At 46.5% G+C, this 24821-nt stretch carries 23 protein-coding genes; 16 read left to right on the top strand and 7 right to left on the bottom strand.

All coding sequences use genetic code 11. From position 1 onward, the window contains the following. Window positions 1-21 precede the first annotated feature (21 nt). Together ICN26_RS07065 and parC are read left to right on the top strand one after the other, a co-directional pair. A complete protein-coding gene (locus tag ICN26_RS07065; RefSeq protein ID WP_216267784.1) occupies window positions 22-2010 on the top strand; it encodes a DNA topoisomerase IV subunit B in 1989 nt (662 codons plus the stop codon). A gap of 71 nt (window positions 2011-2081) precedes the next feature. Continuing rightward, window positions 2082-4454 (top strand): DNA topoisomerase IV subunit A, encoded by a 2373-nt coding sequence (gene parC / locus ICN26_RS07070; protein ID WP_216268418.1) that lies wholly within the window; start codon window positions 2082-2084, stop codon window positions 4452-4454. A 26-nt stretch (window positions 4455-4480) separates the two neighbouring features. Here the strand turns inward: parC and ICN26_RS07075 are convergent, their stop codons facing one another. Further along, complete coding sequence (locus ICN26_RS07075) at window positions 4481-5440, bottom strand: XdhC family protein (RefSeq protein ID WP_216267785.1); 960 nt, start codon at window positions 5438-5440, stop codon at window positions 4481-4483. A 74-nt stretch (window positions 5441-5514) separates the two neighbouring features. Here ICN26_RS07075 and ICN26_RS07080 point away from each other — a divergent pair, with 74 nt between their 5' ends. Continuing rightward, window positions 5515-6171, top strand: coding sequence for a nucleotidyltransferase family protein (locus ICN26_RS07080; protein ID WP_216267786.1), 657 nt, complete (start codon window positions 5515-5517; stop codon window positions 6169-6171). On the opposite strand, the gene ICN26_RS07085 is transcribed toward ICN26_RS07080, so the two are convergent. The 3 genes from ICN26_RS07085 to ICN26_RS07095 form a co-directional block, all read right to left on the bottom strand. Continuing rightward, the gene (locus ICN26_RS07085) at window positions 6168-6626 is read right to left on the bottom strand and encodes a RidA family protein (protein ID WP_216267787.1); all 459 of its coding nucleotides are present in this window, start codon (window positions 6624-6626) and stop codon (window positions 6168-6170) included. The two genes, ICN26_RS07080 and ICN26_RS07085, sit on opposite strands and share 4 nt — an antisense overlap. Before the next feature lie 63 nt (window positions 6627-6689). After that, window positions 6690-7865, bottom strand: a complete 1176-nt coding sequence (locus ICN26_RS07090; protein ID WP_216267788.1) for a vWA domain-containing protein — start codon at window positions 7863-7865, stop codon at window positions 6690-6692. A 33-nt stretch (window positions 7866-7898) separates the two neighbouring features. Next, entirely contained in the window at window positions 7899-8756 is an 858-nt protein-coding gene (locus ICN26_RS07095) for an AAA family ATPase (protein ID WP_216267789.1), read from the bottom strand. Window positions 8757-8921: 165 nt separating this feature from the next. Between ICN26_RS07095 and ICN26_RS07100 the strand changes: the two genes are divergently transcribed. Both ICN26_RS07100 and ICN26_RS07105 read left to right on the top strand, forming a co-directional pair. Then, complete coding sequence (locus tag ICN26_RS07100) at window positions 8922-9287, top strand: c-type cytochrome (protein ID WP_216267790.1); 366 nt, start codon at window positions 8922-8924, stop codon at window positions 9285-9287. 17 nt (window positions 9288-9304) lie between these two features. Then, complete coding sequence (locus ICN26_RS07105; RefSeq protein WP_216267791.1) at window positions 9305-9649, top strand: c-type cytochrome; 345 nt, start codon at window positions 9305-9307, stop codon at window positions 9647-9649. Window positions 9650-9729: 80 nt separating this feature from the next. Here the strand turns inward: ICN26_RS07105 and ICN26_RS07110 are convergent, their stop codons facing one another. Next, entirely contained in the window at window positions 9730-10368 is a 639-nt protein-coding gene (locus ICN26_RS07110) for a GntR family transcriptional regulator (protein ID WP_216267792.1), read from the bottom strand. A 149-nt stretch (window positions 10369-10517) separates the two neighbouring features. On the opposite strand from ICN26_RS07110, the gene scpA reads away from it, so the two are divergent. The 8 genes from scpA to ICN26_RS07150 are packed head-to-tail and all read left to right on the top strand — an operon-like array spanning window position 10518 to window position 19558. Further along, window positions 10518-12659 (top strand): methylmalonyl-CoA mutase, encoded by a 2142-nt coding sequence (gene scpA / locus ICN26_RS07115; protein ID WP_216268419.1) that lies wholly within the window; start codon window positions 10518-10520, stop codon window positions 12657-12659. A gap of 22 nt (window positions 12660-12681) precedes the next feature. Beyond that, window positions 12682-13707 carry a methylmalonyl Co-A mutase-associated GTPase MeaB gene (meaB, locus tag ICN26_RS07120; RefSeq protein ID WP_216267793.1) on the top strand — a complete coding sequence of 342 codons (1026 nt, stop codon included), beginning with the start codon at window positions 12682-12684 and terminating at the stop codon, window positions 13705-13707. A gap of 9 nt (window positions 13708-13716) precedes the next feature. Continuing rightward, a complete protein-coding gene (locus ICN26_RS07125; protein WP_216267794.1) occupies window positions 13717-15249 on the top strand; it encodes an acyl-CoA carboxylase subunit beta in 1533 nt (510 codons plus the stop codon). Window positions 15250-15277: 28 nt separating this feature from the next. Continuing rightward, complete coding sequence (accC, locus tag ICN26_RS07130; protein WP_216268420.1) at window positions 15278-17302, top strand: acetyl-CoA carboxylase biotin carboxylase subunit; 2025 nt, start codon at window positions 15278-15280, stop codon at window positions 17300-17302. A 7-nt stretch (window positions 17303-17309) separates the two neighbouring features. Then, entirely contained in the window at window positions 17310-17774 is a 465-nt protein-coding gene (locus ICN26_RS07135; protein ID WP_216267795.1) for a VOC family protein, read from the top strand. Window positions 17775-17791: 17 nt separating this feature from the next. Further along, window positions 17792-18514 (top strand): tRNA (adenosine(37)-N6)-threonylcarbamoyltransferase complex dimerization subunit type 1 TsaB, encoded by a 723-nt coding sequence (gene tsaB / locus ICN26_RS07140; RefSeq protein ID WP_216267796.1) that lies wholly within the window; start codon window positions 17792-17794, stop codon window positions 18512-18514. Continuing rightward, entirely contained in the window at window positions 18507-19052 is a 546-nt protein-coding gene (locus ICN26_RS07145) for a GNAT family N-acetyltransferase (RefSeq protein ID WP_216267797.1), read from the top strand. The genes tsaB and ICN26_RS07145 overlap by 8 nt, the downstream gene beginning before the upstream one ends. A gap of 2 nt (window positions 19053-19054) precedes the next feature. Next, window positions 19055-19558: a uracil-DNA glycosylase family protein gene (locus ICN26_RS07150; protein WP_216267798.1), complete on the top strand. Its 504-nt coding sequence runs from the start codon at window positions 19055-19057 to the stop codon at window positions 19556-19558. A 9-nt stretch (window positions 19559-19567) separates the two neighbouring features. Here ICN26_RS07150 and lplT read toward each other — a convergent pair whose 3' ends face one another. Then, window positions 19568-20887 (bottom strand): lysophospholipid transporter LplT, encoded by a 1320-nt coding sequence (lplT, locus tag ICN26_RS07155; RefSeq protein WP_216267799.1) that lies wholly within the window; start codon window positions 20885-20887, stop codon window positions 19568-19570. Window positions 20888-20960: 73 nt separating this feature from the next. On the opposite strand from lplT, the gene alr reads away from it, so the two are divergent. Next, window positions 20961-22061: an alanine racemase gene (gene alr, locus ICN26_RS07160; RefSeq protein ID WP_216268421.1), complete on the top strand. Its 1101-nt coding sequence runs from the start codon at window positions 20961-20963 to the stop codon at window positions 22059-22061. A gap of 21 nt (window positions 22062-22082) precedes the next feature. On the opposite strand, the gene ICN26_RS07165 is transcribed toward alr, so the two are convergent. Continuing rightward, a complete protein-coding gene (locus ICN26_RS07165) occupies window positions 22083-22982 on the bottom strand; it encodes an outer membrane protein assembly factor BamD (protein WP_216267800.1) in 900 nt (299 codons plus the stop codon). Between ICN26_RS07165 and ICN26_RS07170 the strand changes: the two genes are divergently transcribed. Next, window positions 22976-24019 carry an RluA family pseudouridine synthase gene (locus ICN26_RS07170; protein WP_216267801.1) on the top strand — a complete coding sequence of 348 codons (1044 nt, stop codon included), beginning with the start codon at window positions 22976-22978 and terminating at the stop codon, window positions 24017-24019. The two genes, ICN26_RS07165 and ICN26_RS07170, sit on opposite strands and share 7 nt — an antisense overlap. Window positions 24020-24038: 19 nt before the next feature. Next, window positions 24039-24779 (top strand): peptidoglycan editing factor PgeF, encoded by a 741-nt coding sequence (gene pgeF / locus ICN26_RS07175; RefSeq protein WP_369411809.1) that lies wholly within the window; start codon window positions 24039-24041, stop codon window positions 24777-24779. Window positions 24780-24821 lie beyond the last annotated feature (42 nt).

Consider the following 24821-nt stretch of genomic DNA (forward strand, 5'->3'; position numbering starts at 1 on the left):
ACATGACTACAATTTGCGCGCATGGCTACCCGTAAAACATCTGAATACAGCGAATCATCAATTCAAGTCCTAAAAGGGCTTGAACCCGTCCGTCAGCGGCCGGGAATGTACACCCGCACTGATAATCCCTTGCACATCATTCAGGAGGTGCTTGATAACGCTTCTGACGAGGCATTAGGTGGGTTTGGTAAGCAAATTATTGTCACTTTGCATACTGATAGCAGCGTGAGCGTGGAGGATGATGGTCGCGGTATTCCAGTAGGAATTCATCCGACGGAGAAGCTCCCAGTAGTAGAAATCGTCTTCACCCAGCTTCATGCTGGCGGTAAATTCGAAAAAGGTTCTGGAGGTGCGTATGCCTTCTCTGGTGGTTTGCACGGTGTCGGTGTCTCTGTAACCAATGCCTTATCCAAACGACTCGAGGTCACTGTTTGGCGTGAGGGCCAAGTCTCTACACTGACCTTTGCGGATGGCAGAGTGATTGAAAAGCTCAAAACCAGCGCCGCTGGCAAAGAGGATAAATCGCACGGTACGCGTGTGCGGGCATGGCCTGATGGTAAGTACTTTGATAGTGCAGCCATTCCCATGCCCGAACTGATTCGTTTATTACGCTCTAAAGCAGTCTTATTGCCAGGCGTAAAAGTTACCCTGATTCAAGAAAAGTCTGGTGAGAGCCAAACTTGGCAATATGCCCAAGGCTTGCGCGGCTACTTAAATGAAGCGATGGCTCAAGCAGGTCATGGTGCAGAAGTGATTCCTCCGTTTGAGGGCGAGCAATACGCAACTGGTAACGGCGATGATGATTCTTTTGCTGAAGGCGAGGGTGCTGCTTGGGTTGTGACTTGGACTGAAGATGGCGCACCCGTGCGTGAGAGTTATGTGAATTTGATTCCGACTCCCGCAGGTGGAACGCATGAGAGTGGTTTACGTGAAGGTCTGTTTAATGCCGTCAAAGGCTTTATTGAGATGCATGCATTGCAACCTAAAGGTGTCAAGTTGATGCCTGAAGATGTTTTTGCGCGTGCCTCATTTATTTTGTCTGCCAAGGTATTGGATCCACAGTTCCAGGGGCAAATTAAAGAGCGCTTGAACTCTAGAGATGCAGTGCGTTTGGTTTCTGGCTATGCTAAGTCTGCACTAGAGCTATGGCTCAATGAGCATGTGGATTACGGTCGAAAACTAGCGGACTTAGTCATTAAGCAAGCCCAAGCCAGAACCCGTGCTGGTCAAAAAGTAGAGAAGAAAAAATCTTCCGGCGTAGCGGTTCTGCCTGGAAAGTTGACCGATTGCGAGAGCGAAGATATTGGACTGAATGAAATCTTCCTGGTTGAGGGAGATTCAGCAGGCGGCTCAGCCAAGATGGGTCGCAATAAGGAGTATCAAGCTATCTTGCCTTTGCGCGGCAAGGTTCTCAATACCTGGGAAGCCGAGCGCGATCGCCTGTTTGCAAATAATGAAGTGCATGACATTGCGGTGGCTATTGGCGTTGATCCCCACGGAGCTAATGACACGCCTGATTTATCAAACTTGCGTTACGGCAAGGTATGCATCTTGTCTGATGCGGATGTCGATGGTGCACATATTCAGGTATTGCTGCTCACCTTGTTCTACAAACATTTCCCTAAGTTAATTGAATTGGGTCACATTCATATTTCTCGGCCACCCTTATTTAGAGTGGATGCGCCAGCTCGTGGCAAAAAACCGGCGCAAAAGATTTACGCACTTGATGCGAGCGAACTTCAAGCTATCGAAGACAAGTTGCGTAAAGATGGAGTTAAAGAGTCTGCCTGGCAAATTTCTCGCTTTAAAGGTTTGGGCGAGATGAGTGCTGAACAACTGTGGGACACCACTTTAAATCCTGATACGCGTCGTCTTTTACCAGTGACCTTGGGCGCATGGACAGAAGATGAAACGATTAAAACAATGGATATGTTGATGGGTAAATCCGAATCCGGAGCGCGTCGTGATTGGCTAGAAGAGCGCGGCAATGAAGTAGAGGCGGACATTTAATGGCAACTAAAAAAACTCCGGGCGCTGGTCTAGATGATCAAGCAGACTTATTCTCGGGCGACCCAATTGAAATGAATATTGTTGAAGTGGATAAGCCCATTTCGGCTGAGGCAGGCGGACCCAATGATCCTCATGATCCAAAAAAGGTTGAACTTAATGAGGACGATAAAGATAGCCTAACGCTGGCCGTGTACGCTGAGCGGGCTTACTTAGATTACGCTATTAGCGTCGTCAAAGGTCGCGCATTGCCAGATGTATCCGATGGTCAAAAGCCAGTTCAACGCCGCATTTTGTTCTCGATGAGCGAGATGGGCTTGCGCGCTGATGCTAAGCCGGTCAAGAGTGCGCGTGTTGTTGGTGATGTACTTGGTAAATTTCATCCGCATGGTGATCAATCTGCCTATGACGCATTAGTACGTCTTGCTCAGAGCTTCTCATTACGTTATCCATTGATTGATGGTCAGGGTAACTTTGGTTCACGTGATGGTGATGGCGCAGCGGCAATGCGTTACACCGAAGCACGTTTAACTAAGATCGCCGGTTTGTTGCTCAGCGAGATTGATGAAGGTACAGTAGATTTTGCGCCGAACTACGATGGATCTTTCCAAGAGCCTAAGTTGTTGCCAGCACGCTTACCGTTTGTTCTCTTGAACGGGGCATCGGGTATTGCAGTAGGTATGGCGACGGAGATTCCTTCGCATAATTTACGTGAAGTCGCTAGTGCTGCTATTGCTCTGATGAAGTCTCCGAAAATGAGCACTGCAGAGTTGCTGGAAATCATGCCTGGTCCAGATTATCCAGGTGGCGGTCAAATTATTTCTTCTCCAGCAGAAATTGCCCAGATTTATGAAGCAGGTCGCGGCAGTTTAAAAGTTCGTGCACGCTGGTCTGTTGAGGAATTAGCTCGTGGCCAGTGGCAGATTGTGGTCAATGAACTACCGCCATCAACCTCATCTCAGCGCGTATTGCAAGAGATTGAAGAGATTACCAATCCTAAGGTGAAAGTTGGTAAAAAGACTTTAACTCCAGAGCAAAGCAATCTCAAATCCACCATTCTGAATGTCCTTGATGGCGTCCGTGACGAATCCAGCAAAGATGCGGCTGTACGTTTGGTATTTGAGCCCAAGAGCAAAAATATTGATGTCAATGAGTTTGCTAATTTATTGCTAGCCCACACATCGTTAGAGTCCAATGCACCAATGAACTTGGTCATGATCGGCACTGATGGTCGTCCTCGTCAAAAAGGCCTTAAAGAGATTATTGCTGAGTGGATTTCTTTCAGGGTTGGCACAGTTACACGGCGCACCCAACATCGTTTGGGCAAGGTGAATGATCGGATGCATATTTTAGAAGGGCGTTTAATTGTTCTTCTGAATATTGATAAGGTCATTAAGATCATTCGCAATAGTGACGAACCTAAAGCTGATCTCATAAAAGAGTTCAAGCTGAGTGATCGTCAAGCGGAAGATATCTTAGATATTCGCTTGCGTCAGTTAGCCCGCCTTGAGGGTATTAAGATTGAGCAAGAGTTAAAAGAGCTCAAGTCTGAGCGTGATGACCTTGAAGGTTTATTGCAGAGCGATACTGTTTTACGCAAACGCATCATCAAAGAAATCGAATCCGATATGAAGGATTTTGGTGATGATCGCCGAACTCTCATTCAGGAAGATAAGCGCGCTGTAGCTGAGACTAAAGTCTTAGATGAGCCAGTTACAGTGATTGTGTCGCAAAAAGGTTGGGTGCGAGTACGCCAAGGTCATGAGCATGATGCAACGCAGTTTGCCTTCAAAGCAGGTGATGCCTTATATGCTACTTTTGAGTGCCGCACAGTTGATGTGATGCAAGGTTTTGGCAGTGATGGCCGCGTGTATACCGTTCCAGTCAGTGAGCTACCGGGTGCACGTGGAGATGGCTCACCATTAACCAGTTTTGTGAACTTAGCTGCTGGATCGCAAATGGTTGCCTACTATGCTGGTCAGCCTGATGATCTCGTGCTGATTTCTACTAGATCAGGCAATGGCTTCCTAGCAAACGTGGCAGACATGTCTACCCGTAATAAAGCTGGTAAATCATTTGTTGGTATCGACAGCAAATTTGTAGGCGGTGATGCACCTCTGGGTGCTGCTAAGGTCACGGCAGGCATGAAACAAGTGGCCTGCTTGTCTGAAAGCTCTAAGTTATTGGTCTTCCCACTTGATGAGCTAAAGCGTTTACCTACTGGTGGTAAAGGTGTCATTCTGATGGGTTTGGATGACAAAGAGAAGTTAGCCTCTGCAATTGCGGTTGGGCCTGATGGAGCTACGTATTCAGGTGCTGGACGCGCAGGTAAACCGACAGAGCTCAGTCTCGATGCGAAAACCTTAAAGTCGTTTGCCGGCAATCGTGCCCGTAAGGGACACTTTGTAGAGCCAAGACTCAAAGACGGAAAGCTCAAAGCGAACTAAGAAGCTAGACAAGTTTTACTTGTGCTTTAACTCTTCTGGGGAATTGGTACGCCGTACTTGACAGCAATGACCTCAGCCAAGATCGATACGGCGATCTCTGGAGGGGTCAAAGCGCCGATAAATAGACCAACGGGTCCATGAAGACGCTCTACCTGCTCCTGCGTCACATCAAATTCCAATAAGCGGTCTTTCCGTTTCTGGGTATTGATTCTGCTGCCCAGCGCTCCCACATAAAAAGCGGGGGACTTCAATGCCTCCATTAAAGCCATATCATCGAGCTTAGGATCATGCGTTAGGGCAACGACTGCCGTATGGGAGTCAACCCCAATTTCTAGTAGCACGTCATCTGGCATGCCCTTGATAAACTGAATCTGTTCACGATTGATGCCTTCTGCATACTCTTCGCGCGGGTCAATGACGATCACTTCAAAGTCTGATGCGAGTGCAAAGTCGGCGGTATACAGAGATAGCTGCCCCGCGCCAATGATGACCATGCGCCAGCGAGGACCGTAAGTAGTTTTCATTAAGCGCTCATCGCAGCTGAATGCCTCATTACGATTGCCGGCTTTGAGTATAGATTTGCCAGTCGTAAGATCCACTGTACGTGAAGTAATTTGGTGATTGCTGATGGATTCTAGAATGGACTCCAAAATGGCCAATTCTGGTTTTGGCTCTACGAGCAATCGCAGCGTTCCACCACAGGGCAGGCCAAAGCGGGCGGCCTCTTGTTGACTAACACCATAAACCACCATTTCTGGTAAATCTCGTGTCAGGATTTCGGTTTGCACTTGGCGAATTAGGTCATCCTCTACACATCCACCAGAAACTGATCCGGTGACCTGCCCGTCACCTCGAATGGCCAGCCAGGAGCCGATAGGTCTTGGAGCAGAACCCCAAGTTTGAACAACTGTAGCAATGGCTACCGGATGGCCCGATTTGAGCCAATCCACCGCAGCTTTTAAGACGCTTAAGTCGGTACTATTCATTTCCTGTCTTTAATTTCTTATATTTGTTTTTATATTTATTATTTCTTGCTAGCAACCTAATTATTATCACTCTAATGACAAGTTCTAGCCCATCGACCCAAGTTTCACAATTACGAATAGCCGTGCTGTTACTAGCAGCGGGCGAGGGTAGTCGGCTCGGCATATACCCAAAGGCCTTACTTCACCGTGACGGGAAGACTCTTTTAGAGTGTTTTTCAAGGGCAATTCAAGGATTTGACTCCGTCGAATGCATTGTAGTTACTGGTTTTCATGCTCAGTTGATTGAGTCTGAGATTGTAAAGTTGAATAATTCTTTGACTCATACGATGAAGATCGTTAGAAATGTTTCGCCAGAGGAAGGGCAGCCATCCTCTGTTCGCTTGGGGCTAGAATCACTTCGAGCAAATTTCGATGTCTTGCTACTCGCACTATCCGATCAGCCTGAAGTGGGTGCAAAGGAAATACAAGAATTACTTGACGAATACGCCAAGCGAGAAGATGGTCAGGAAATCATTCTGCCAATGGTTGGGGGAAGACGAGGCAATCCTGTTTTGTTTTCTTATAAAGCGGTCTCGGATGTTTTGGCCAAGCCGGGCATGGTTTGTCGAGTCTACATGAATGAGCATCCCGATGAGGTAAGGGTGATGCAGACTAGTAATCAGGCATTTGTCATGGATGTCGACACACCAGAAGACATCCAAAGACACAAATTAAACCTATTTCCTTTTTAAATCTCTGCAATCAGTTCAATTTCAACACAAGCACCCAGAGGGATTTGCGCTACACCAAACGCGCTGCGAGCATGTTTACCTGCATCGCCAAATACTTCAAAAAGTAATTCTGAGCATCCGTTAACTACTAGGTGTTGTTCTGTAAATTCAGGGGTCGAATTCACTAAACCCATCACTTTGACTATGCGCTTCACTTTATCCAATGAACCTAGGTGATTTTGTAATGTGGCAATTAAATCAAACGCAATCGATTTAGCTGCAGCTTTACCAGTTTCGGTATCCATGTCAAAACCCAGCTTACCAACCCAAGGCTTACCATCTTTCTTGGCAATATGGCCCGACAAGAAAACAGTATTGCCAGTTGTTGCAGCCATGACATAGGCGGCAGCAGGTGGTCCAGGCGGAGGTAAGTCAATACCCAGAGTTTTCAGGCGGTCGCTAATGTGATTGGTCATAGAGTTTTAGTGGTGAAAATAAAAAAGCAAAGAAAAAAAGAGGTTGTCGGAAATCTTACTGGATTATTTTGATAGTTGACGCATAGCGTTCTCGAGACCGTTTAGGGTTACAGGATACATGCGGTCTTTCATGAGACCTTTCATAATATCGATTGATTGTCGATATTGCCAAACTGATTCTGGCTCTGGGTTGAGCCAGGCAAAGTGAGGGAAGTGGTCAATGAGGCGATTAATCCACGATGCACCAGTTTCTCGATTGTTGTACTCAACTGATCCATTGGGACTCAGAATTTCATAAGGAGACATGGTTGCATCTCCAATGAAAATGAGTTTGTAGTCCGAGCCATATTTGTTAATAATGTCTTGGGTTGCGGTGACTTGATCGCGTCTACGGCGATTGCTTTGCCAGAGATGTTCATATACGCAGTTATGAAAGTAGTAATACTCCAAGTGTTTGAATTCTGTTTTGACGGCAGTAAATAATTCGGAGATGCGCGCAATGTGATCATCCATTGAGCCTCCCACATCCATCAGTAATAAGACTTTGACTTGGTTGTGACGCTCAGGACGCATTTGAATGTTGAGCATTCCTGCATTTGCAGCAGTAGAGTGAATCGTTTTATCGAGATCTAACTCTAGATTCGAGCCCTCTCTGGCAAAACGACGTAAGCGCCGTAAAGCCATTTTGATATTGCGCGTTCCCAGACTGAGATCGCTATCGTAGTCTTTAAATTCTCGAGCCTCCCAGACTTTGATGGCTGTACGATTGCCCACGCTCTCGCCACCAATACGAATGCCTTCTGGGTGGTAGCCGCTATGCCCAAAGGGTGATGAACCACCTGCACCAATCCATTTATTACCACCACCATGCCATTCTTTTTGCTCCTTCAAAAGCTCTTGAAGGCGCTTTTGTAAAGCTTCAGACCCACCTAGCTTTTTAAGTGCTGCTTTTTCTTCTTCAGTTAATACGCGTTGCAATTTTTTCTCAAGCCAGTCCAAAGGAATATCGGGAGCTAGAGCCATGATCCGCTCTACACCATTGAAGTAGGAGCCAAACACTTGATCAAAGCGATCAAAGTGTTGCTCATCCTTAACTAGGGTCATCCGGGCTAGTTGATAAAACTCATCAATCGAAGGCTCAATAACACCTTCCTTTAAAGCTTCTAGGAGGGTTAAAAATTCTCGCACAGAAACAGGCACTTTCGCCTCTTTGAGATTGAGAAAGAATTGAATCAACATGATTGGGCTATTGCGGTATGTCGGCCCTTGAAATCAGCGATGATTGCGGTTCATCATCACCAAACGCTCAAATAGGTGAATATCTTGCTCGTTTTTAAGAAGCGCACCATGCAAGGGAGGAATTGTAATTTTGTCATCACCGCTATACAGCGCCTCGGCAGGAATCTCTTCTGCAAGCAATAGCTTTAACCAATCTATCAGTTCAGAGGTGGAGGGTTTTTTCTTTAAGCCCGGCAAAGAGCGAATTTGATAAAACGATTGGAGCGCAGCCTCTAATAATTCTTGTTTGATGTTCGGATGGTGGACATCAACAATGCTTTGCATTGTTCCTGCATCAGGAAAAGAGATGTAGTGGAAGAAACAGCGACGCAAAAATGCATCCGGCAATTCTTTTTCATTATTTGATGTGATGATGACAAGAGGGCGGTGCTTTGCTTTGATCAATTCACGAGTTTCATATACGTAAAACTCCATACGATCGATTTCTCGCAAGAGATCATTTGGAAACTCAATATCGGCCTTATCGATCTCATCAATTAGTAAAACAACGGGTTCATCTGCTTCAAATGCTTGCCAAAGAACACCTTTAACAATGTAATTGCCAATGTCATTCACCTTTTCATCGCCAAGCTGGGAGTCTCTTAATCTGCTGACAGCATCGTATTCATAAAGACCTTGTTGAGCCTTGGTAGTCGATTTAATGTGCCATTGCATCAGAGGCATATTCAAGGCAGCAGCCACTTCCTCAGCCAGCATGGTCTTACCTGTTCCTGGCTCTCCTTTAATTAGTAGAGGACGCTGAAGTTGTATTGCGGCATTAACAGCTAATTTCAAGTCATCAGTGGCTACGTAGCTTTGCGAGCCATCGAAGCGAGATTGGATCTTAGTCATGGTGAGGGAATCGATTTGTCTGTGAATAGCCTTCAAGTATAGGTAAAAGGGTTGCTACTTTCAGCATTTTTACTCATTTCAAGGGGGGAAAACGGGGTATCTTGGCTCGTCTCCGCTATACTCTCTCCAAATTGATTTGAATCAAACTCGTTACTTATGATTTCTATGAAAAAACACCTCACTCTTTCCCAATTGACCCTTTGCTCGGCTTTGGCTTTTGCCGGATTCTCAGCTCATGCTCAAGACATTAAAGGTTCCGCCCAGGCTGGACAAGGCAAGGTTTGGCTTTGTGTTGGTTGCCACGCTATCCCTGACTACCGCGCTGACTATCCTTTGGTTTACAAAGTCCCGATGATTGGTGGTCAAAATGCCGCGTACATTGCTAGCTCCTTAGCAGCTTACAAAAAAGGCGAAAGAAAGCATCCAACGATGCGTTCGATTGCGGGTAGCTTGTCTGATCAAGACATGGCTGATCTCGGCGAATACTATGCTGCGCAAACTGCCAGCTCACCAAATAACCCATTGAAGTGATATTTAGAGGCACGTTTATGAAATTCGGACTAATTACCGCCATTTTGTTGTCCAGTATTGGTCTAGCTCAAGCAGCTAGCGCTGAAAAAGGTCAGGCACTTGTAGAGAAGGGCAACTGTGCCTCCTGCCACGGTGCCGGTCTAAATGCACCTATCTTGCCCGCTTACCCCAAGTTAGCTGGCCAGCATGCTGATTACCTTTACTACGCTTTGCGTGCTTACCAAGTTGGCGGCTCTAATGCGCAGTTTGGTCGTAACAATGCAGTAATGTCATCTCAGGTTAAGCCTTACAGCGATGCTGATCTTCATGATATGGCTGCCTATATCGCCAAATTGCCTGGGAACTTTGTAATTAAGAAGTAACTTACTTAGTTGGATCCAAGCTAAAAGGCTTAGGTTAATCACCTAAGCCTTTGTTTTTTATAGCGTTTGTAGTGCACCTCTTATTTAGTGGCCTCAAGCCCTCTTGCGAGGTGATTGCGCATAGCCAGCTCTGCCGCTATGGGATCCCTTTTGAGAATGGCCTGAAGAATTTCTCGATGCTCAAGCAGGGAGCTTAAAAGGCGATCCCCTCTACTTAAAGAATCACGCCTTTGGAGTTTGAGCACCTTACGCAGGTCATCAATAACCCCGTTCATCCACTTATTTCCTGCGATTTCTTGGATTAATTCATGAAATTTGACATTAAATTCAAAAAACTGCCCGATATCTCGATCTGCAGCAGCCTTTTCAAGGCGGTGATGTAAATCATCCAATTGGGTTAGTTGGGCTTCAGTAGCGTTTATTGCTGTTTCTTTGGCTGCCTGACCCTCTAGCAGGGAGAGAACGGTAAAGATTTGCTCCAAATCACGTCTATCAACCTCAGTGACATAAGAGCCTTTATTCATTTTGCTTGTTACCAGACCTTCGACAGCAAGAACCTTGATGGCCTCGCGCATAGGCGTACGGCTAATCCCAAAAGCAGCAGCCAAACTTTGCTCATCTAGCCAGCTTCCAGGCGCTAATTCATGGGAGAAGATTTGCTCTCGCAATCGCTCGGCTACATCTTCATATAGAGGTCTATTTATTAATTTTGTATTCATAATTATGTATACAGTATCTAGACAAATCTAAAAAAGTCAAGCAAAATAGCCCAACAGAATTAGTGAAGATGTAAAAAGCCAACCGGGAGTGCTTTGTGAGTACAAGTGAGAAAAAGTCTGCATCGAATTCATCCAATGCTTGGCCCAAGGTGCCAGATTGCGATTTAGACGCCTGGAAAAAATCAGCTCAAAAGTCTGCACCCAATGGTGATGTTGATAAATTAGGCTGGCAAACGCCGGACGGTATTCATCTAAAAGCGTTGTATACGGTCCAAGATACCGAGGGTCTTCAGTACACACATTCTTTGCCAGGTTTTGAGCCATTCGTGCGTGGGCCACAAGCAACCATGTATTCAGTGCGTCCTTGGACCATTCGTCAGTACGCCGGTTTCTCAACTGCAGAAGAGTCCAATGCGTTTTACCGCAAGGCGCTGGATGCTGGCGGCCAGGGTGTTTCTGTTGCTTTTGACTTGGCGACTCATCGTGGCTACGACTCTGATCATCCGCGAGTGACTGGTGACGTTGGTAAGGCAGGCGTTGCCATTGACTCAGTAGAAGATATGAAAATCTTGTTTGATGGGATTCCGCTAGACAAGGTATCTGTTTCGATGACGATGAACGGGGCAGTATTGCCAGTATTAGCCGGATACATTGTTGCTGGTGAAGAGCAGGGTGTTAAGCAAGAGTTGCTATCAGGCACGATTCAGAATGACATTCTGAAAGAGTTTATGGTGCGCAATACCTATATTTATCCACCAGAGCCATCCATACGCATCATCGGCGACATTATTGAATACACCGCCAAACACATGCCGAAATTTAACTCGATCTCGATCTCGGGTTATCACATGCAAGAGGCAGGCGCAAATCAAGTTCTTGAATTGGCGTTTACATTGGCCGACGGTAAAGAGTACGTCAAAACCGCTCTGGCAAAAGGCTTGGACGTAGATGGTTTTGCTGGCCGCCTCTCATTCTTCTTTGCAATCGGCATGAACTTTTATTTAGAGGTCGCTAAGTTACGTGCTGCACGTCTTCTATGGTGGCGCATCATGAAGTCCTTTGAACCAAAGAATCCAAAGTCTTTGATGTTACGTACACATTGCCAAACATCTGGCTGGTCCTTAACTGAGCAGGATCCCTATAACAACGTTGTTCGCACCACAGTTGAAGCGATGGCCGCTGTATTTGGTGGTACACAATCATTGCATACGAACTCCTTTGATGAAGCGATTGCCTTGCCATCTGAGTTCTCTAGCCGTATAGCCCGCAATACTCAATTAATTCTGCAAGAAGAAACTCATATCACAAGTGTGATCGATCCATGGGCCGGCTCTTACATGATGGAAAATCTCACTCAAGAGATGGCTGATAAAGCTTGGGAGATAGTTCAGGAAGTTGACGCCATGGGCGGTATGACTAAAGCGGTTGAGAGCGGTTGGGCTAAGCTCAAAATTGAGGCTGCAGCCGCTGAGAAACAAGCGAAGATCGACTCAGGTTCTGATGTCATTGTCGGTGTCAATAAATACAAGCTTGGAAAAGAAGACTTGGTTGATGTTTTGATGATTGATAACGATAAGGTTCGTGAAAGCCAAGTTGCTCGTTTAAAAGATATCAAGGCGAAGCGTGATTCGAAGAAAGTAGAAGCCTCACTAGAGGCATTAACTAAAGCCGCAGAAGAAAATACTGGCAACCTATTGGAATTGGCTGTGCAGGCGATACGTTTGCGCGCCACGGTTGGCGAAGTTTCTGATGCATTAGAAAAAGTTTACGGGCGCCATCGCGCCGATACTCAAAAGGTGACCGGTGTGTATGCAGCTGCTTATGACTCAGCCGAAGGCTGGGATAAATTGAAAGTCGAGATCGCCGATTTCGCAAAAGACTTTGGTCGTCGTCCGCGTGTGATGATTGCCAAGCTTGGTCAGGATGGCCATGATCGTGGCGCTAAAGTGGTTGCGACCGCCTTTGCTGATTTAGGTTTTGACGTAGACATTGGACCCTTGTTTCAGACTCCTGAAGAGTGCGCGCGTCAAGCTATTGAGAATGATGTCCATGCTTTAGGGGTTTCCACTTTAGCAGCAGGTCACAAGACCTTGGTTCCTGCCATCATTGCTGAATTGAAGAAGCAGGGTGCCGACGACATCATCGTCTTCGTGGGCGGAGTCATTCCGAGACAGGACTATGAGTTCTTATATGAGTCTGGAGTGAAGGGAATTTACGGCCCAGGCACTCCGATTCCAGCATCTGCTAAGGATGTGCTGGAGCAGATTCGTAAATCTGCAAAACCTGATTAACTTTAGATAAAAAGAAATCAGTATGCTCAATGCAGTAGACCAAGCCTTGGTGAATGATCTCACTGGTGCGCCCTCATCGGCGCAGCGCCGAGCATTGGCTAAGATCATTACTTTGCTTGAGTCCACTCGCATGGATCATCGTCATCGTGCTGATGAGGTTCTCAACACTTTATTACCAAAGACAGGTAAGTCATTTCGCTTGGGCATATCAGGCGTGCCTGGTGTTGGTAAATCTACTCTCATTGAAACGCTAGGCTTGGATTTAATTGCAAAAGGTCATCGCGTTGCGGTTCTAGCTATTGATCCATCCTCGAGCTTATCGGGCGGCTCTATTTTGGGCGATAAGACTCGTATGGAGAGATTATCTGTTTTAGATAACGCCTTTATTCGTCCGAGCCCATCATCTTGCACATTAGGTGGCGTAGCCGAGAAAACTCGAGAGGCAATGTTGGTTGCTGAAGCTGCAGGATTTGACATTGTGATTGTTGAAACCGTAGGTGTAGGTCAAAGTGAAATTGCCGTTGCCGGTATGACGGATATGTTCCTCTTATTGCAACTACCTAATGCAGGCGATGATCTTCAGGCAATTAAAAAAGGTGTGATGGAAATTGCTGATCTGATTGTGATCAATAAGGTGGATATCGACCCCGATGCCGCCATGCGTGCGCAATTATTTATTACTAGCTCTTTGCGACTACTAGGTTTTCAAGGCAACCCTGACCATGCCTCACATCATTTGGAGTATTGGCATCCAACTGTTATGACTTTGAGTGCCCTGGAGGGTAATGGGGTTCCTGAACTGTGGGAAAAAATTCTGCATTTTCAGAAACTACAAAATGCGAACGGTCAACTAGCATCACGCCGTAAACAACAAGCGGGTGCTTGGATGTGGGATCGGATTGATGCAGGTCTCAAGAATGCTTTTCAGAATCACCCAGCAGTACAAGCACTATTGCCCAGTTTGAGCGCCGAGGTAAATCAAGGAACGATGGCCGCCTCGGTTGCCGCGAGACGATTGCTCGAGGCAATGGGCCACGAATTTTTCTAAGGAATAGTCATGAAAGAAATCATTCAGCAGCTAGAAGCAAAGCGTGAGCTTGCCAGATTGGGTGGCGGGCAAAAGCGTATTGCTGCTCAACACTCCAAAGGTAAGTTAACTGCACGCGAGCGTATTGAACTCTTACTAGATGCCGGCACCTTTGAAGAGTGGGATATGTTTGTTGAGCATCGTTGCCATGACTTTGGTATGGCTGATCAGACTGTTCCGGGTGATGGTGTTGTTACAGGCTACGGCATGATTAATGGCCGCTTAGTATTTGTATTTTCACAGGACTTTACCGTGTTGGGCGGCTCGCTTTCTGAGGCTCATGCGGAGAAGATTTGCAAGATCATGGATCAGGCGCTTAAGGTAGGCGCACCTGTGATCGGTTTAAATGATTCTGGTGGTGCGCGCATTCAAGAAGGCGTTGCATCCTTAGGTGGCTATGCTGAAATTTTCCAGCGTAATGTCACCGCTTCTGGAGTTATCCCGCAAATCTCTTTAATCATGGGCCCATCAGCGGGCGGCGCTGTTTACTCGCCTGCACTCACAGACTTCATCTTTATGGTGAAGGACAGCTCTTATATGTTTGTGACTGGTCCAGAAGTCGTGAAGACGGTGACGCATGAGGATGTCACTGCTGAAGAGCTTGGTGGAGCAATAACTCACTCGACTATTTCAGGAGTTTGCGACCTCGCTTTTGATAATGATGTTGATGCCATCATGATGCTCCGTCGCTTCTTTAACTATCTCCCATTATCTAATCGTGAAAAGCCGCCCATGATTAATGGGGCGCAGCGTACTGAAGAGCCTGATTACTCGCTCGATACCTTGGTGCCAAGCAACCCTAATCAACCTTATGATATGAAAGAGTTGATCGGGAAAATTGTCGATGATGGTGAGTTCTTTGAGCTCCAGCCCGATTACGCTAAAAATATCTTGATCGGTTTTGCGCGCATGGAAGGCCGCTCGATTGGTATCGTCGCTAATCAGCCCTTGGTTTTAGCTGGTTGCTTGGATATCAAAGCGTCGATTAAAGCTGCACGTTTCGTTCGCTTCTGCGACGCTTTCAATATTCCGGTAGTGACTTTGGTTGATGTACCAGGATTTATGCCGGGAACATCTCAGGAATATGGCGGCATCATTAAGCATGGTGCAAAGCTACTCTACGCTTATGCAGATTGCACCGTTCCTAAGGTTACGCTAATCACGCGTAAGGCTTACGGTGGAGCCTATGATGTGATGGCCTCTAAGCACTTGCGCGGCGATGTGAATTTCGCCTGGCCCTCAGCTGAAATCGCAGTAATGGGACCTAAAGGGGCTGTTGAAATTATTTTCCGCGAAGAAAAATCTGATCCTGCAAAAATTGCAGCTCGGGAAGCTGAGTACAAGGCCAAGTTTGCGAATCCATTTGTAGCTGGTCGTCGTGGTTATATAGATGATGTGATCTTGCCGCATGAGACGCGTAAGCGTATCTCACGGTCTTTGGCAATGCTTAAAGATAAAGAGCTGACAAATCCAGCGCGCAAACACGGCAATATCCCCCTTTAAGGCGCCGAACAAAATCATGACTACAAAAATGTTTAAGAAAATTTTGATTGCTAACCGCGGCGAGATTGCTTGTCGTGTGATGAAAACCGCTAAAAAAATGGGTATCAAGACAGTTGCCGTCTACTCTGAAGCTGATAAAGAAGCGCGTCATGTGCAGATGGCTGATGAAGCAGTTTGTATCGGGCCTGCGCCCTCGCGAGAATCCTATCTAGTGATGGATCGCATCATTCAGGCCTGCAAGGATACTGGTGCCGAAGCCGTTCATCCTGGCTACGGTTTCTTATCCGAAAATGAGCAATTTGCACGTCATTGCGAAGAGGAGGGGATTGTGTTTATCGGTCCCAAGCATCAGTCTATTGCAGCAATGGGTGACAAGATTGCTTCCAAAAAGCTTGCCTTAGAGGCTAAGGTCAATACGATTCCTGGATTTAATGAAGCGATTGAAAAAGCTGATGATGCTGTCAAGATTGCCCAAGGTATTGGATATCCTGTCATGATTAAGGCATCGGCAGGCGGTGGTGGTAAAGGCCTGCGCGTGGCGTTTAATGACAAAGAGGCTTTCGAGGGATTTACAGCCTGTCGCACTGAGGCTCTCAATAGCTTTGGTGATGATCGCGTCTTCATTGAAAAATTTGTTGAAGGCCCTCGTCATATTGAGATTCAGGTACTGGGCGATGCACATGGCAATATTGTGTATCTCGGAGAGCGGGATTGCTCGATTCAGCGACGCCATCAAAAGGTGATTGAAGAAGCGCCGTCTCCATTTATTGATCCCGCTACACGTAAGGCCATGGGTGAGCAAGCCGTTGCTTTAGCAAAGGCCGTTAACTATCAATCAGCCGGTACCGTAGAGTTTGTAGTGGGTAAAGATAAGTCCTTTTACTTCCTTGAGATGAATACCCGTTTACAAGTTGAGCACCCAGTGACTGAAGGTATTACTGGCCTCGATTTGGTTGAGCAGATGATTCGTGTGGCTGCTGGTGAAAAGCTGGGATTCAAGCAGGAAGATATCAAGCTCGATGGTTGGTCGATGGAGTGTCGTATTAATGCGGATGATCCATTTCGTAACTTCTTGCCATCTACTGGTCGCTTGGTGAAGTACCGTCCGCCAGCAGAACTTGATGGCGTACGTGTCGATACTGGGGTCTATGAGGGCGGTGAAATTCCGATGTATTACGACTCCATGATTGCCAAATTAATTGTGCATGGCAAGGATCGTACAGAAGCAATTGAAAAGATGCGTGCTGCGCTTAATGATTTTGTCATTCGTGGCATCCACTCCAATATTCCTTTCCAAGCAGCTTTATTGCAGCACCCAAGATTTGTATCGGGAGACTTTACAACAGGCTTTATTGCTGAAGAATATCCAGATGGCTTTAAAAAGGATTCTGTACAGCCAGCCGACCCTCAGCGTTTAGCAGCCTTAGCTGCATTCATGCGCTATCGCTACCTTGAACATATCAAGATGATTGATGGTCAGTTGGCTGGTCATGAAATGACGATTGCCAAGAGTTTTGTTGTTGTTACTGGATCGCGCGTAGGTTCAAGCGAAGAGATTAAAGAAATCCCTATCCGTGTTGAACTTAAAGATGGTATTTACTCTGTCTACATTGAAGAGGATGGCGATATTAGTCGGTACAACATCGTTAGCAACTGGCGCCCAGGCGAAATTTGTTTGCGCGCTACTATTAATGGCACACATAAAATTACTGCACAGGTAGAGCGTAAGGGTGTGAAATACGCTTTAGTTTTGGACGGTGCACATTACGAGTGTATGGTGCTGAGTCCTCTGGGTGCGGAACTTCAGCGCCGTATGTTAGTTAAAGTTCCACCAGATACCTCAAAGTTGTTGATGTCTCCAATGCCCGGTTTATTAACCAACATCTCAGTGAAGGTCGGTGAGGCAGTGACTGCTGGTCAAAAATTGGCTGCTATTGAAGCGATGAAGATGGAAAACACGCTGGTTGCTGCTCAAGATGGTGTCATTGCTGAAATCTGCGCCAATGTTGGTGAAAGCTTGGCAGTTGATCAATTGATTATTCGCTTCGAATAGGGCAATCATGACAAAGCCATTCAAGATATTGGGGATTCAGCAGATTGCTATCGGCGGCGAAGACAAGGATCGTCTTCGTAAGCTTTGGGTCGACCTATTAGGATTTGAGTACAAGAGCACTTTTGTATCTGAGCGTGAAAACGTAGATGAAGATATTTGCGCTATCGGTAAGGGGGCCCATGAGATTGAAGTAGATTTGATGCAACCATTTGATATTGAAAAGAAGCCAGCTGTTCATCAAACACCCCTCAATCACATTGGTTTATGGGTGGATGACCTTCCTAAGGCTGTCGAATGGCTGTCTTCCCAAGGTCTTCGCTTTGCTCCTGGCGGGATACGCAAGGGTGCTGCTGGTTATGACATTACTTTCGTTCATCCCAAAGGCAATGAAGAATTTCCATTCTGCGGTGAGGGTGTGCTGATTGAGCTTGTTCAAGCGCCACCAGATATCATTACAGGCTTAAGTTCTTAAGACCAAGAGAGTTTCAATTGACCCATATATTGGCCATCGACACCTCATCAGCTTGGTGTTCGGTGGCTTTATCTTTAAACGATGCTGCGCCAAAAGTTCGCCACCAAAAAGTGTCGGCTGGCGCCAGTCAACTTTTATTGCCTTGGATTCAAGAGTTGTTGTCTGAAGCCTCAATCGAACTTACCGAGCTCGATGCCATTGCGATAGGAGTCGGTCCTGGAGCTTTCACAGGCGTCCGCCTTGGCGTTGCTGCTGTTCAGGGATTAGCAACAGCATCTCGCTTGCCAGTACTTCCTGTTGCCAGTCTGGATGCCATTGCCAGTCAACTGGTCCAAACCCCTGCATTTATTGCATCGGGTGCCCAGTCTTTTGTCATTGCTGTTGATGCTCGTATGGAAGAGGTGTACTGGGCCAGCTATCGAGTTGGAGCAAATCGATTTCCTCAGCGGCAGGATGATATTCATCTGACTGCTCCTGAAGGAGTCGAGCTTACGCAGATTGATTTTGTAGCGGGTAGTGCAATTGCTGAGTTTGGTGATCGTATCCTTGCAACTGCTCCTGAGCTATTTTCCAGCAGCCATCTCGACTCAACAATTGGGGTTAATGCCTTAGGCGTTTTAGCTTGTGCCCAAGATATGTGGAGCAAAGGTCTGCAACAAGATGTTCATCTATTGGAACCGCTATACATTCGTAATAAGGTGGCGCTGACTACTGTGGAGCGTAGTCTTCAACATGGTTGATAGCTTTAACTTTGCACAATCAAATACTGAGGGTGTTTCAGAGCTTTCATTTTTGCCTATGACTGTGGCGGATTTGGATTCGGTTCTCGCTATTGAGTCTGTTTCACATATTCATCCATGGACTAAGGGTAATTTCTCAGACTCATTGGCGGCAGGTCATTGGGCTTATTGTGTGAGACCCCAATTAGTAGATGCGGTAAAAGGTAGTTATTTAGATCCAGATATTCTTTGGGCCTATTGCATCTTATTTCCGGCTGTAGATGAGTTACATCTTCTGAATATCACTGTATCACCCAAATTACGTCGCCTGGGTATTGGTGCAAAGATGATGAATGCAATTGAGGGTGTAGCTGCACAGCAAAAAATGCCCCGCATTATTTTAGAGGTTCGTCCCAGTAACAAAGCTGCCCTCCAGCTCTATCAAGACCTTGGTTACGAGCAGATTGGTTTGCGCAAAAATTATTACCCAGCAGATGCTGTCAATGGCTTGCGTGAAGATGCCCTAGTTTTAGCTAAATCGATTAAGCTTGAGGCATGAATATGAGTACAAATTCCACCTTTCTGAAAGAAATGGGTATTACCGAGTGGACATCGCGTGATCCCGCTCCAGAGCAAGCTCAAGCAATGTCTGGTGCTACAGAAACACAAGAGCGTCGCTCTTTGGGGGTATGGTGGTTTTTTGGCAATAAACCTCAGGGTGATGCGGAAGTACTTTTTCAGAACACCATTCGTGTTCTCGGTTTAACTCCACAAGAATGGTCTTGGAAAAATCCCGCTGATAAATTTAATCCCGAGCTTTTGCCTCAAGATGGGACACCCATAGTTGCTATAGCTTTTGGTGGCGCCGCCGCACAAAAATTATCTGGTGAACGTGATGGACTGCCAGAGCTTCGCGAAACTGTCTTAGCATTCAATGCCGACGGGGCAGAGGATCTGCCGCTGATAGCTACTTTTGAATTAAATCAATTGCTTTCTAGGCCAAAAGATAAATCACTATTTTGGCAAGATCTATTGCTTGCTAAGTCAGTATTACAAAATATCTAAGCCTTGGGCTTAGTGCTTGTGTTCACCAATTAAATGCATAGAGTCGTATTCAGCTTGATTAGCAGCGTGACGTTTAATTACCAACCACATGATCGCGCTAACCGCTACACCAAAGCCAATGATGACCGCCTGAATTGGAACATCTAACCAAATTAATCCGGAGTAGATCAGCAGCATCATCAAAACAGAAATATTTTCATTAAAGTTTTGAACTGCAATAGAGTGGCCGGCAGACATTAATACATGCCCACGATGCTGAAGCAGGGCATTCATAGGCACTACAAAATAACCTGCTAACCATCCCACCAAAATCAATAAGAAATATGCTGGCAGCAATTTGAGCGAAAGCTCGAACTTGCCAACAGTTAAGACGGTAATGTTAGGCAGCATGTCTGAGTTGTAAATAGCCATAACGCAAACGACTAAACCCATAGCAATGCCATATGGCAGAACCTTCAGTGAGCTTCTGAGCGGTATACGCCAAGCGGCCCATACAGCTCCTCCGGCAACTCCAAAGGCAGATATCGCTTGGAGAATAGCCCCTTGGGATAGTGTCATCTGAAGAGCAACCTGAGCCCACTTAATCACAATAAATTGCAAAGTGGCGCCAGCACCCCAAAACAGAGTGGTAACCGCTAATGATATTTGTCCAAGACGATCATTCCAAAGCGTCTTAAGACAGACAGAAAAATCCTTTACCAACTCGATTGGATTGGTCTTTTGTGACTCGTAGCGAGCCCCGGTATCTGGAATGCGTAAATTAATAAGTGCTGCCAGCACATAAATCATCATGATGATCATGATGGCGGACTCTGCCGCGGTATCGATACCAGTTTCTAGGACGGGCACGTCAAATCCGAGGAGACTTTCAGATACAGATTTACTGATCAAGACTCCACCAAGAACTGTACCCATAATGATGGAGCCTACCGTAAGGCCCTCGATCCAGCCATTGGCTGCTACCAGCTTTTCAGGTGGGAGTAATTCTGTGAGGATGCCGTATTTGGCAGGAGAGTAGGCGGCAGCACCTAAACCCACAATCGCATAGGCTAATAAGGGGTGACTACCGAACAGCATGACTACACAACCGACAAATTTAATAGTATTAGTGATGAACATGACATTACCCTTGGGGCGTGAGTCAGCAAAAGCCCCCACAAAGGCTGCCAGCAATACATAAGAGAGAACAAAGAATAATTTGAGTAAAGGAGTCATCCAAGCCGGAGCATTGAGCTGGAACAGGAGGGCGATTGCTGCGATCAGCAATGCGTTATCAGCAAGCGACGAAAAAAATTGCGCCGCCATAATGATGTAAAAACTACGGTTCATTCGTACAATCTAGTCATTGCAGTAATTAAAACATGAAAGGAGGGTGTAAATGAGTCTGTCGGCTAACCGCATTATTAATAGGCCTATTGTGGCAACTATACACACTGATGCCTTTCGCCATAATTTAGGCCGTATTCGCGAGCTTGCCCCAGAATCTAAAATCTGGTCTGTTGTGAAGGCAAAAGCTTATGGCCACAGCCTGGAAGCTGCATTTAAGGGGCTGGAATCTACAGATGGCTTTGCCTTGCTGGATATTGCAGATGCGCAATGGTTAAGGAGCCACGGCTGGGAAGGCCGTATTCTGTTGCTAGAGGGTCTTTTTAGCCAGCAGGAGCTCGAGATAGTAATCAAGCTGCAATGTGACTTGGTGGTTCATAGCGAGAAACAGGTCGTATGGCTTGAAGGCTTTAATAAGCATTCGGATCGCCCAATTAATGTCTTTCTGAAACTGAATTCTGGAATGAATCGCCTTGGTTTCAGGCCAGAGGAATACCGAACTGCCTTTCATCGTTTACATGCTGCCGGATACCATCTGCATCACATGACCCACTTTGCCAATGCAGACCAGGTTGAGGGTTCACCATCTGTCGGCGAGCAAATGGAGTGCTTCAATAAAACCACTGAAGGACTCGAGGCACCATCTTCATTGGCTAATTCAGCTGCCATCCTTTGGCATCGCAACGCATTGGGTGACTGGATACGCCCAGGTATTCTGCTGTACGGCGTTTCACCAACTGGGGTGCATGCTGATATCGTTCGCTCTGAATTTCAAGCGGTAATGAGTTTGCGTAGTGAAATCATTGATATCCAAAACCTAAAGAAAGGTGATCATGTGGGTTATGGTGGTCGCTATGAAGCTCCAGAAGATATGCGCATTGGTGTGATCGCTGGTGGTTATGCTGACGGATATCCACGTCATGCGAAAGATGGCACGCCAGTTTGGGTTGAAAATGCCGATGCTCAGGGTGATGGTGTTATTTGTCCGATTGTTGGAAGAGTCTCTATGGACATGTTGACGATCGATTTACGCCAAGCTCCTAATGCCAAAATAGGCAGCGTAGTGGAGCTCTGGGGTAATGAGGTTCCGGTAGATGACGTGGCTCAAATGAGCGGCACTATCGGCTATGAACTGATTTGCGCTTTGGCCCAGAGGGTGCCGGTGCTTACTGAGTGAAGCCGCCGGCTTGATTGATTCTTACTTATTCCAGATCTGCCACCAGCGACGTTCTTTTTGAACTCGTTGACCTGTTAGCATCATTTGACTGTCGGGGAAATTCAACTTAAAGACACGTGCTGCATCGTTGCTCAGATCAGTCATACCCAGCTTCTCGTAAGACTTTGTCAGCAGGTAGAGCGCTTCCTCAACAGCTGGTGCGCGGTCATAATCTCGAATCACGAGCTGAGCTCTATTAGCAGAAGCTAAGTAGGCGCCGCGTTGATAGTAGAAGCGAGCCACAATGACATCAGCCTCTGCTAATGAGTTGACGATATAGCGCATCCGATCCAAAGAGTCGGGGGCATATTTACTATCTGGAAAACGTTCAACAACAACCTTGAAAGATTCAAAAGCTTCTTTAGCTGCCTTTGGATCGCGCTCACTCAAATCTTGCCCAGTAAATTTACCGAGCCAACCTAAATCATCATTAAAGCTGATTAAGCCCTTGAGGTAGTAGCCGTAATCTAAGTTAGGACTGCCTTGATGCAGCTTAATAAATCGATCGATAGCAACTTGAGCTTGGGCTTGCTCTTGGGCTTTCCAATAGCAGAAGGCAGCATTAATTTGTGCCTGTTGAGAATAGGGTCCGAAAGGGAAGCGACCTTCTAGTTTTTCAAAATACTTGCCGCACTTTGCGTAGTCCGCATCTTTTAGTTTCTCATTGGCCTCGGAATACAGTTTTGTTTCTGACCAAATATCAGTGTCATCTTTTTGGCCATCACTGCCTGCGCATCCACTGAGGACCAGACAAGCAGCGCTGGTGCTAACAAGGAGACGAATCCGAGATTTTCTCGAAGATGACCCAAGGATGGCGGCAAGCCTTAAACTGGCGTCTCTAATAACGTCCGATATAACTAAAAGGCTCTTTAAGCGTGGCATTGCCGCATACTCCCGATTCGAATCCCATTGATTATATCGATGATGAGGATTTCATAGCCCTAGAAGTTCCCCCTGAGGTCAGTGGCGAGCGTTTGGATAAGTTTCTTGGTGGCGCTTTGCCTGATTATTCCCGCAATCGCCTTCAATCCTGGGTTGAGGCTGGGGCGGTAACAGTAGATGGAAAAGTCACCAAAGTCCGTCATTTGCTACGTGGGAGCGAGAGTATTAAGGTATTCCCACAAGAAATGCCTGAACAGTTCGCGTTTTCCCCTGAAAACATCGCGCTCGATATTGTTTATGAAGACGACTCCATTATTGTGGTTAATAAACCTGCTGGACTCGTAGTGCATCCTGCCGCAGGTAATTGGACGGGAACTTTGTTAAATGCTTTGCTCTATCACTTTCCAGAGCTAAAGCAGCTCCCAAGAGCGGGCATTGTCCATCGTCTAGATAAAGATACCTCTGGACTCATGGTGGTAGCTAGAACAGATATTGCCCAAACCTTACTGGTAAGACAGCTTCAAGAGCGGACAGTTGGGAGGCGTTACCTATCTTGGGTATGGGGTGATGCCCCTTCTCAGGGTAAGGTGCTCGCGACCGTTGGTCGAGATCAACGTGATCGACTCAAAATGGCCGCCGGTTCTGCCCAAGGTAAACCTGCTGCCACTTTATTTCGGCGCTTAGCCAAAGGCAGCTTTGCCCAAAGTCCAGTTGCTTTGCTGGAGTGCCGCTTAGAGACTGGTCGCACCCATCAAATTCGGGTCCACTTAGAGTCTTTGGGTTTCCCTCTTTTGGGTGATCCGGTTTACCGCAAGAAGACCCCTGGAGTAGCTAAATCATTACCCTTTAGTCGCCAAGCTTTACATGCTTATGCCCTAAGCCTGCAGCATCCAGCAACCCAGGAAATCATGACCTGGTATAGATTACCCCCCCAAGATTTAATCGATTTATTGCCCTTGGTTGGGATGACTGAAGCCGACTTACCAAGAGAAGAGGCCCTAATGGCCTCCATTAAAAATGATCAACGCGCTCCATAAGATTGAACCAAGCTGGACTGTGTCGCAGCAAATTCAGGCTTTTTGCACTACCCGGCAAGGTGGTCAAAGTAAGTCACCATTTAATAGTCTTAACCTTGGGCTTAATGCGGGCGACGATGCAACTGATGTTCTACAAAACCGCAGCATCCTTAGGGCAGCGTTGCCTGCCGAGCCAGTTTGGCTCAAACAGATTCATGGCGTCAAAGTTAGCACCCCGGCCTCAAGGAGTGCTTTGGGCAATGGACCATTTGAGGCAGATGCTTCAGTCACTAATATCCAAAATGAAGTACTCGCCATTTTGACTGCGGATTGCATGCCTGTACTATTTACTAGTAGGCGTGGGGATGTGATTGGGGCGGCTCATGCTGGTTGGCGCGGCTTGAGTTGCGGCATTCTGGAAAATACCATCGATGAAATGATTGCATTATCCCCAGGCCTAACGACAAGCGACATCTATGCGTGGATGGGTCCAGCAATTGGGCCTAGTGCATTTGAAGTGGGTGAAGATGTATTACAAGCCTTTGCTCAGCAGGATCAAGGCGTCTTATTCAAAGCATTTATTCCCATTGTCGAGACTCCCGGAAAGTACTTGGCTGATCTCTATTTACTTGCAAGAGATCGCTTACGTTTAATGGGTATAGAGCAAATCGAGGGTGGTGAGTTTTGTACCGTGAATGATCCAGAGCGTTTCTTTTCATACCGCCGGGATAAAGTCACAGGACGCTTTGCCTCTCTTATTTGGATTTCTAATATTGCTTAATTGGGGTTATTACTAGCTTAGCTCTAGGGCTAGGGTTAGTGC

Origin of the sequence: Polynucleobacter hallstattensis, assembly GCF_018881835.1 — a bacterium.
Taxonomy (GTDB): domain Bacteria; phylum Pseudomonadota; class Gammaproteobacteria; order Burkholderiales; family Burkholderiaceae; genus Polynucleobacter; species Polynucleobacter hallstattensis.

Bases quoted from the DNA above. Each gene is read 5' to 3' on its own strand.
- ICN26_RS07125 (WP_216267794.1), top strand. From the start codon at position 13,717: ATGAAAGAAATCATTCAGCAGCTAGAAGCAAAGCGTGAGCTTGCCAGA.
- ICN26_RS07145 (WP_216267797.1), top strand. From the start codon at position 18,507: ATGGTTGATAGCTTTAACTTTGCACAATCAAATACTGAGGGTGTTTCA.
- ICN26_RS07105 (WP_216267791.1), top strand. From the start codon at position 9,305: ATGAAATTCGGACTAATTACCGCCATTTTGTTGTCCAGTATTGGTCTA.
- parC (WP_216268418.1), top strand. From the start codon at position 2,082: ATGAATATTGTTGAAGTGGATAAGCCCATTTCGGCTGAGGCAGGCGGA.
- lplT (WP_216267799.1), bottom strand. From the start codon at position 20,887: ATGAACCGTAGTTTTTACATCATTATGGCGGCGCAATTTTTTTCGTCG.
- ICN26_RS07095 (WP_216267789.1), bottom strand. From the start codon at position 8,756: ATGACTAAGATCCAATCTCGCTTCGATGGCTCGCAAAGCTACGTAGCC.
- ICN26_RS07090 (WP_216267788.1), bottom strand. From the start codon at position 7,865: ATGTTGATTCAATTCTTTCTCAATCTCAAAGAGGCGAAAGTGCCTGTT.
- ICN26_RS07100 (WP_216267790.1), top strand. From the start codon at position 8,922: ATGAAAAAACACCTCACTCTTTCCCAATTGACCCTTTGCTCGGCTTTG.
- meaB (WP_216267793.1), top strand. From the start codon at position 12,682: ATGCTCAATGCAGTAGACCAAGCCTTGGTGAATGATCTCACTGGTGCG.
- accC (WP_216268420.1), top strand. From the start codon at position 15,278: ATGTTTAAGAAAATTTTGATTGCTAACCGCGGCGAGATTGCTTGTCGT.
- ICN26_RS07165 (WP_216267800.1), bottom strand. From the start codon at position 22,982: ATGCCACGCTTAAAGAGCCTTTTAGTTATATCGGACGTTATTAGAGAC.
- ICN26_RS07110 (WP_216267792.1), bottom strand. From the start codon at position 10,368: ATGAATACAAAATTAATAAATAGACCTCTATATGAAGATGTAGCCGAG.
- ICN26_RS07075 (WP_216267785.1), bottom strand. From the start codon at position 5,440: ATGAATAGTACCGACTTAAGCGTCTTAAAAGCTGCGGTGGATTGGCTC.
- ICN26_RS07080 (WP_216267786.1), top strand. From the start codon at position 5,515: ATGACAAGTTCTAGCCCATCGACCCAAGTTTCACAATTACGAATAGCC.
- ICN26_RS07065 (WP_216267784.1), top strand. From the start codon at position 22: ATGGCTACCCGTAAAACATCTGAATACAGCGAATCATCAATTCAAGTC.
- ICN26_RS07150 (WP_216267798.1), top strand. From the start codon at position 19,055: ATGAGTACAAATTCCACCTTTCTGAAAGAAATGGGTATTACCGAGTGG.
- ICN26_RS07085 (WP_216267787.1), bottom strand. From the start codon at position 6,626: ATGACCAATCACATTAGCGACCGCCTGAAAACTCTGGGTATTGACTTA.
- ICN26_RS07135 (WP_216267795.1), top strand. From the start codon at position 17,310: ATGACAAAGCCATTCAAGATATTGGGGATTCAGCAGATTGCTATCGGC.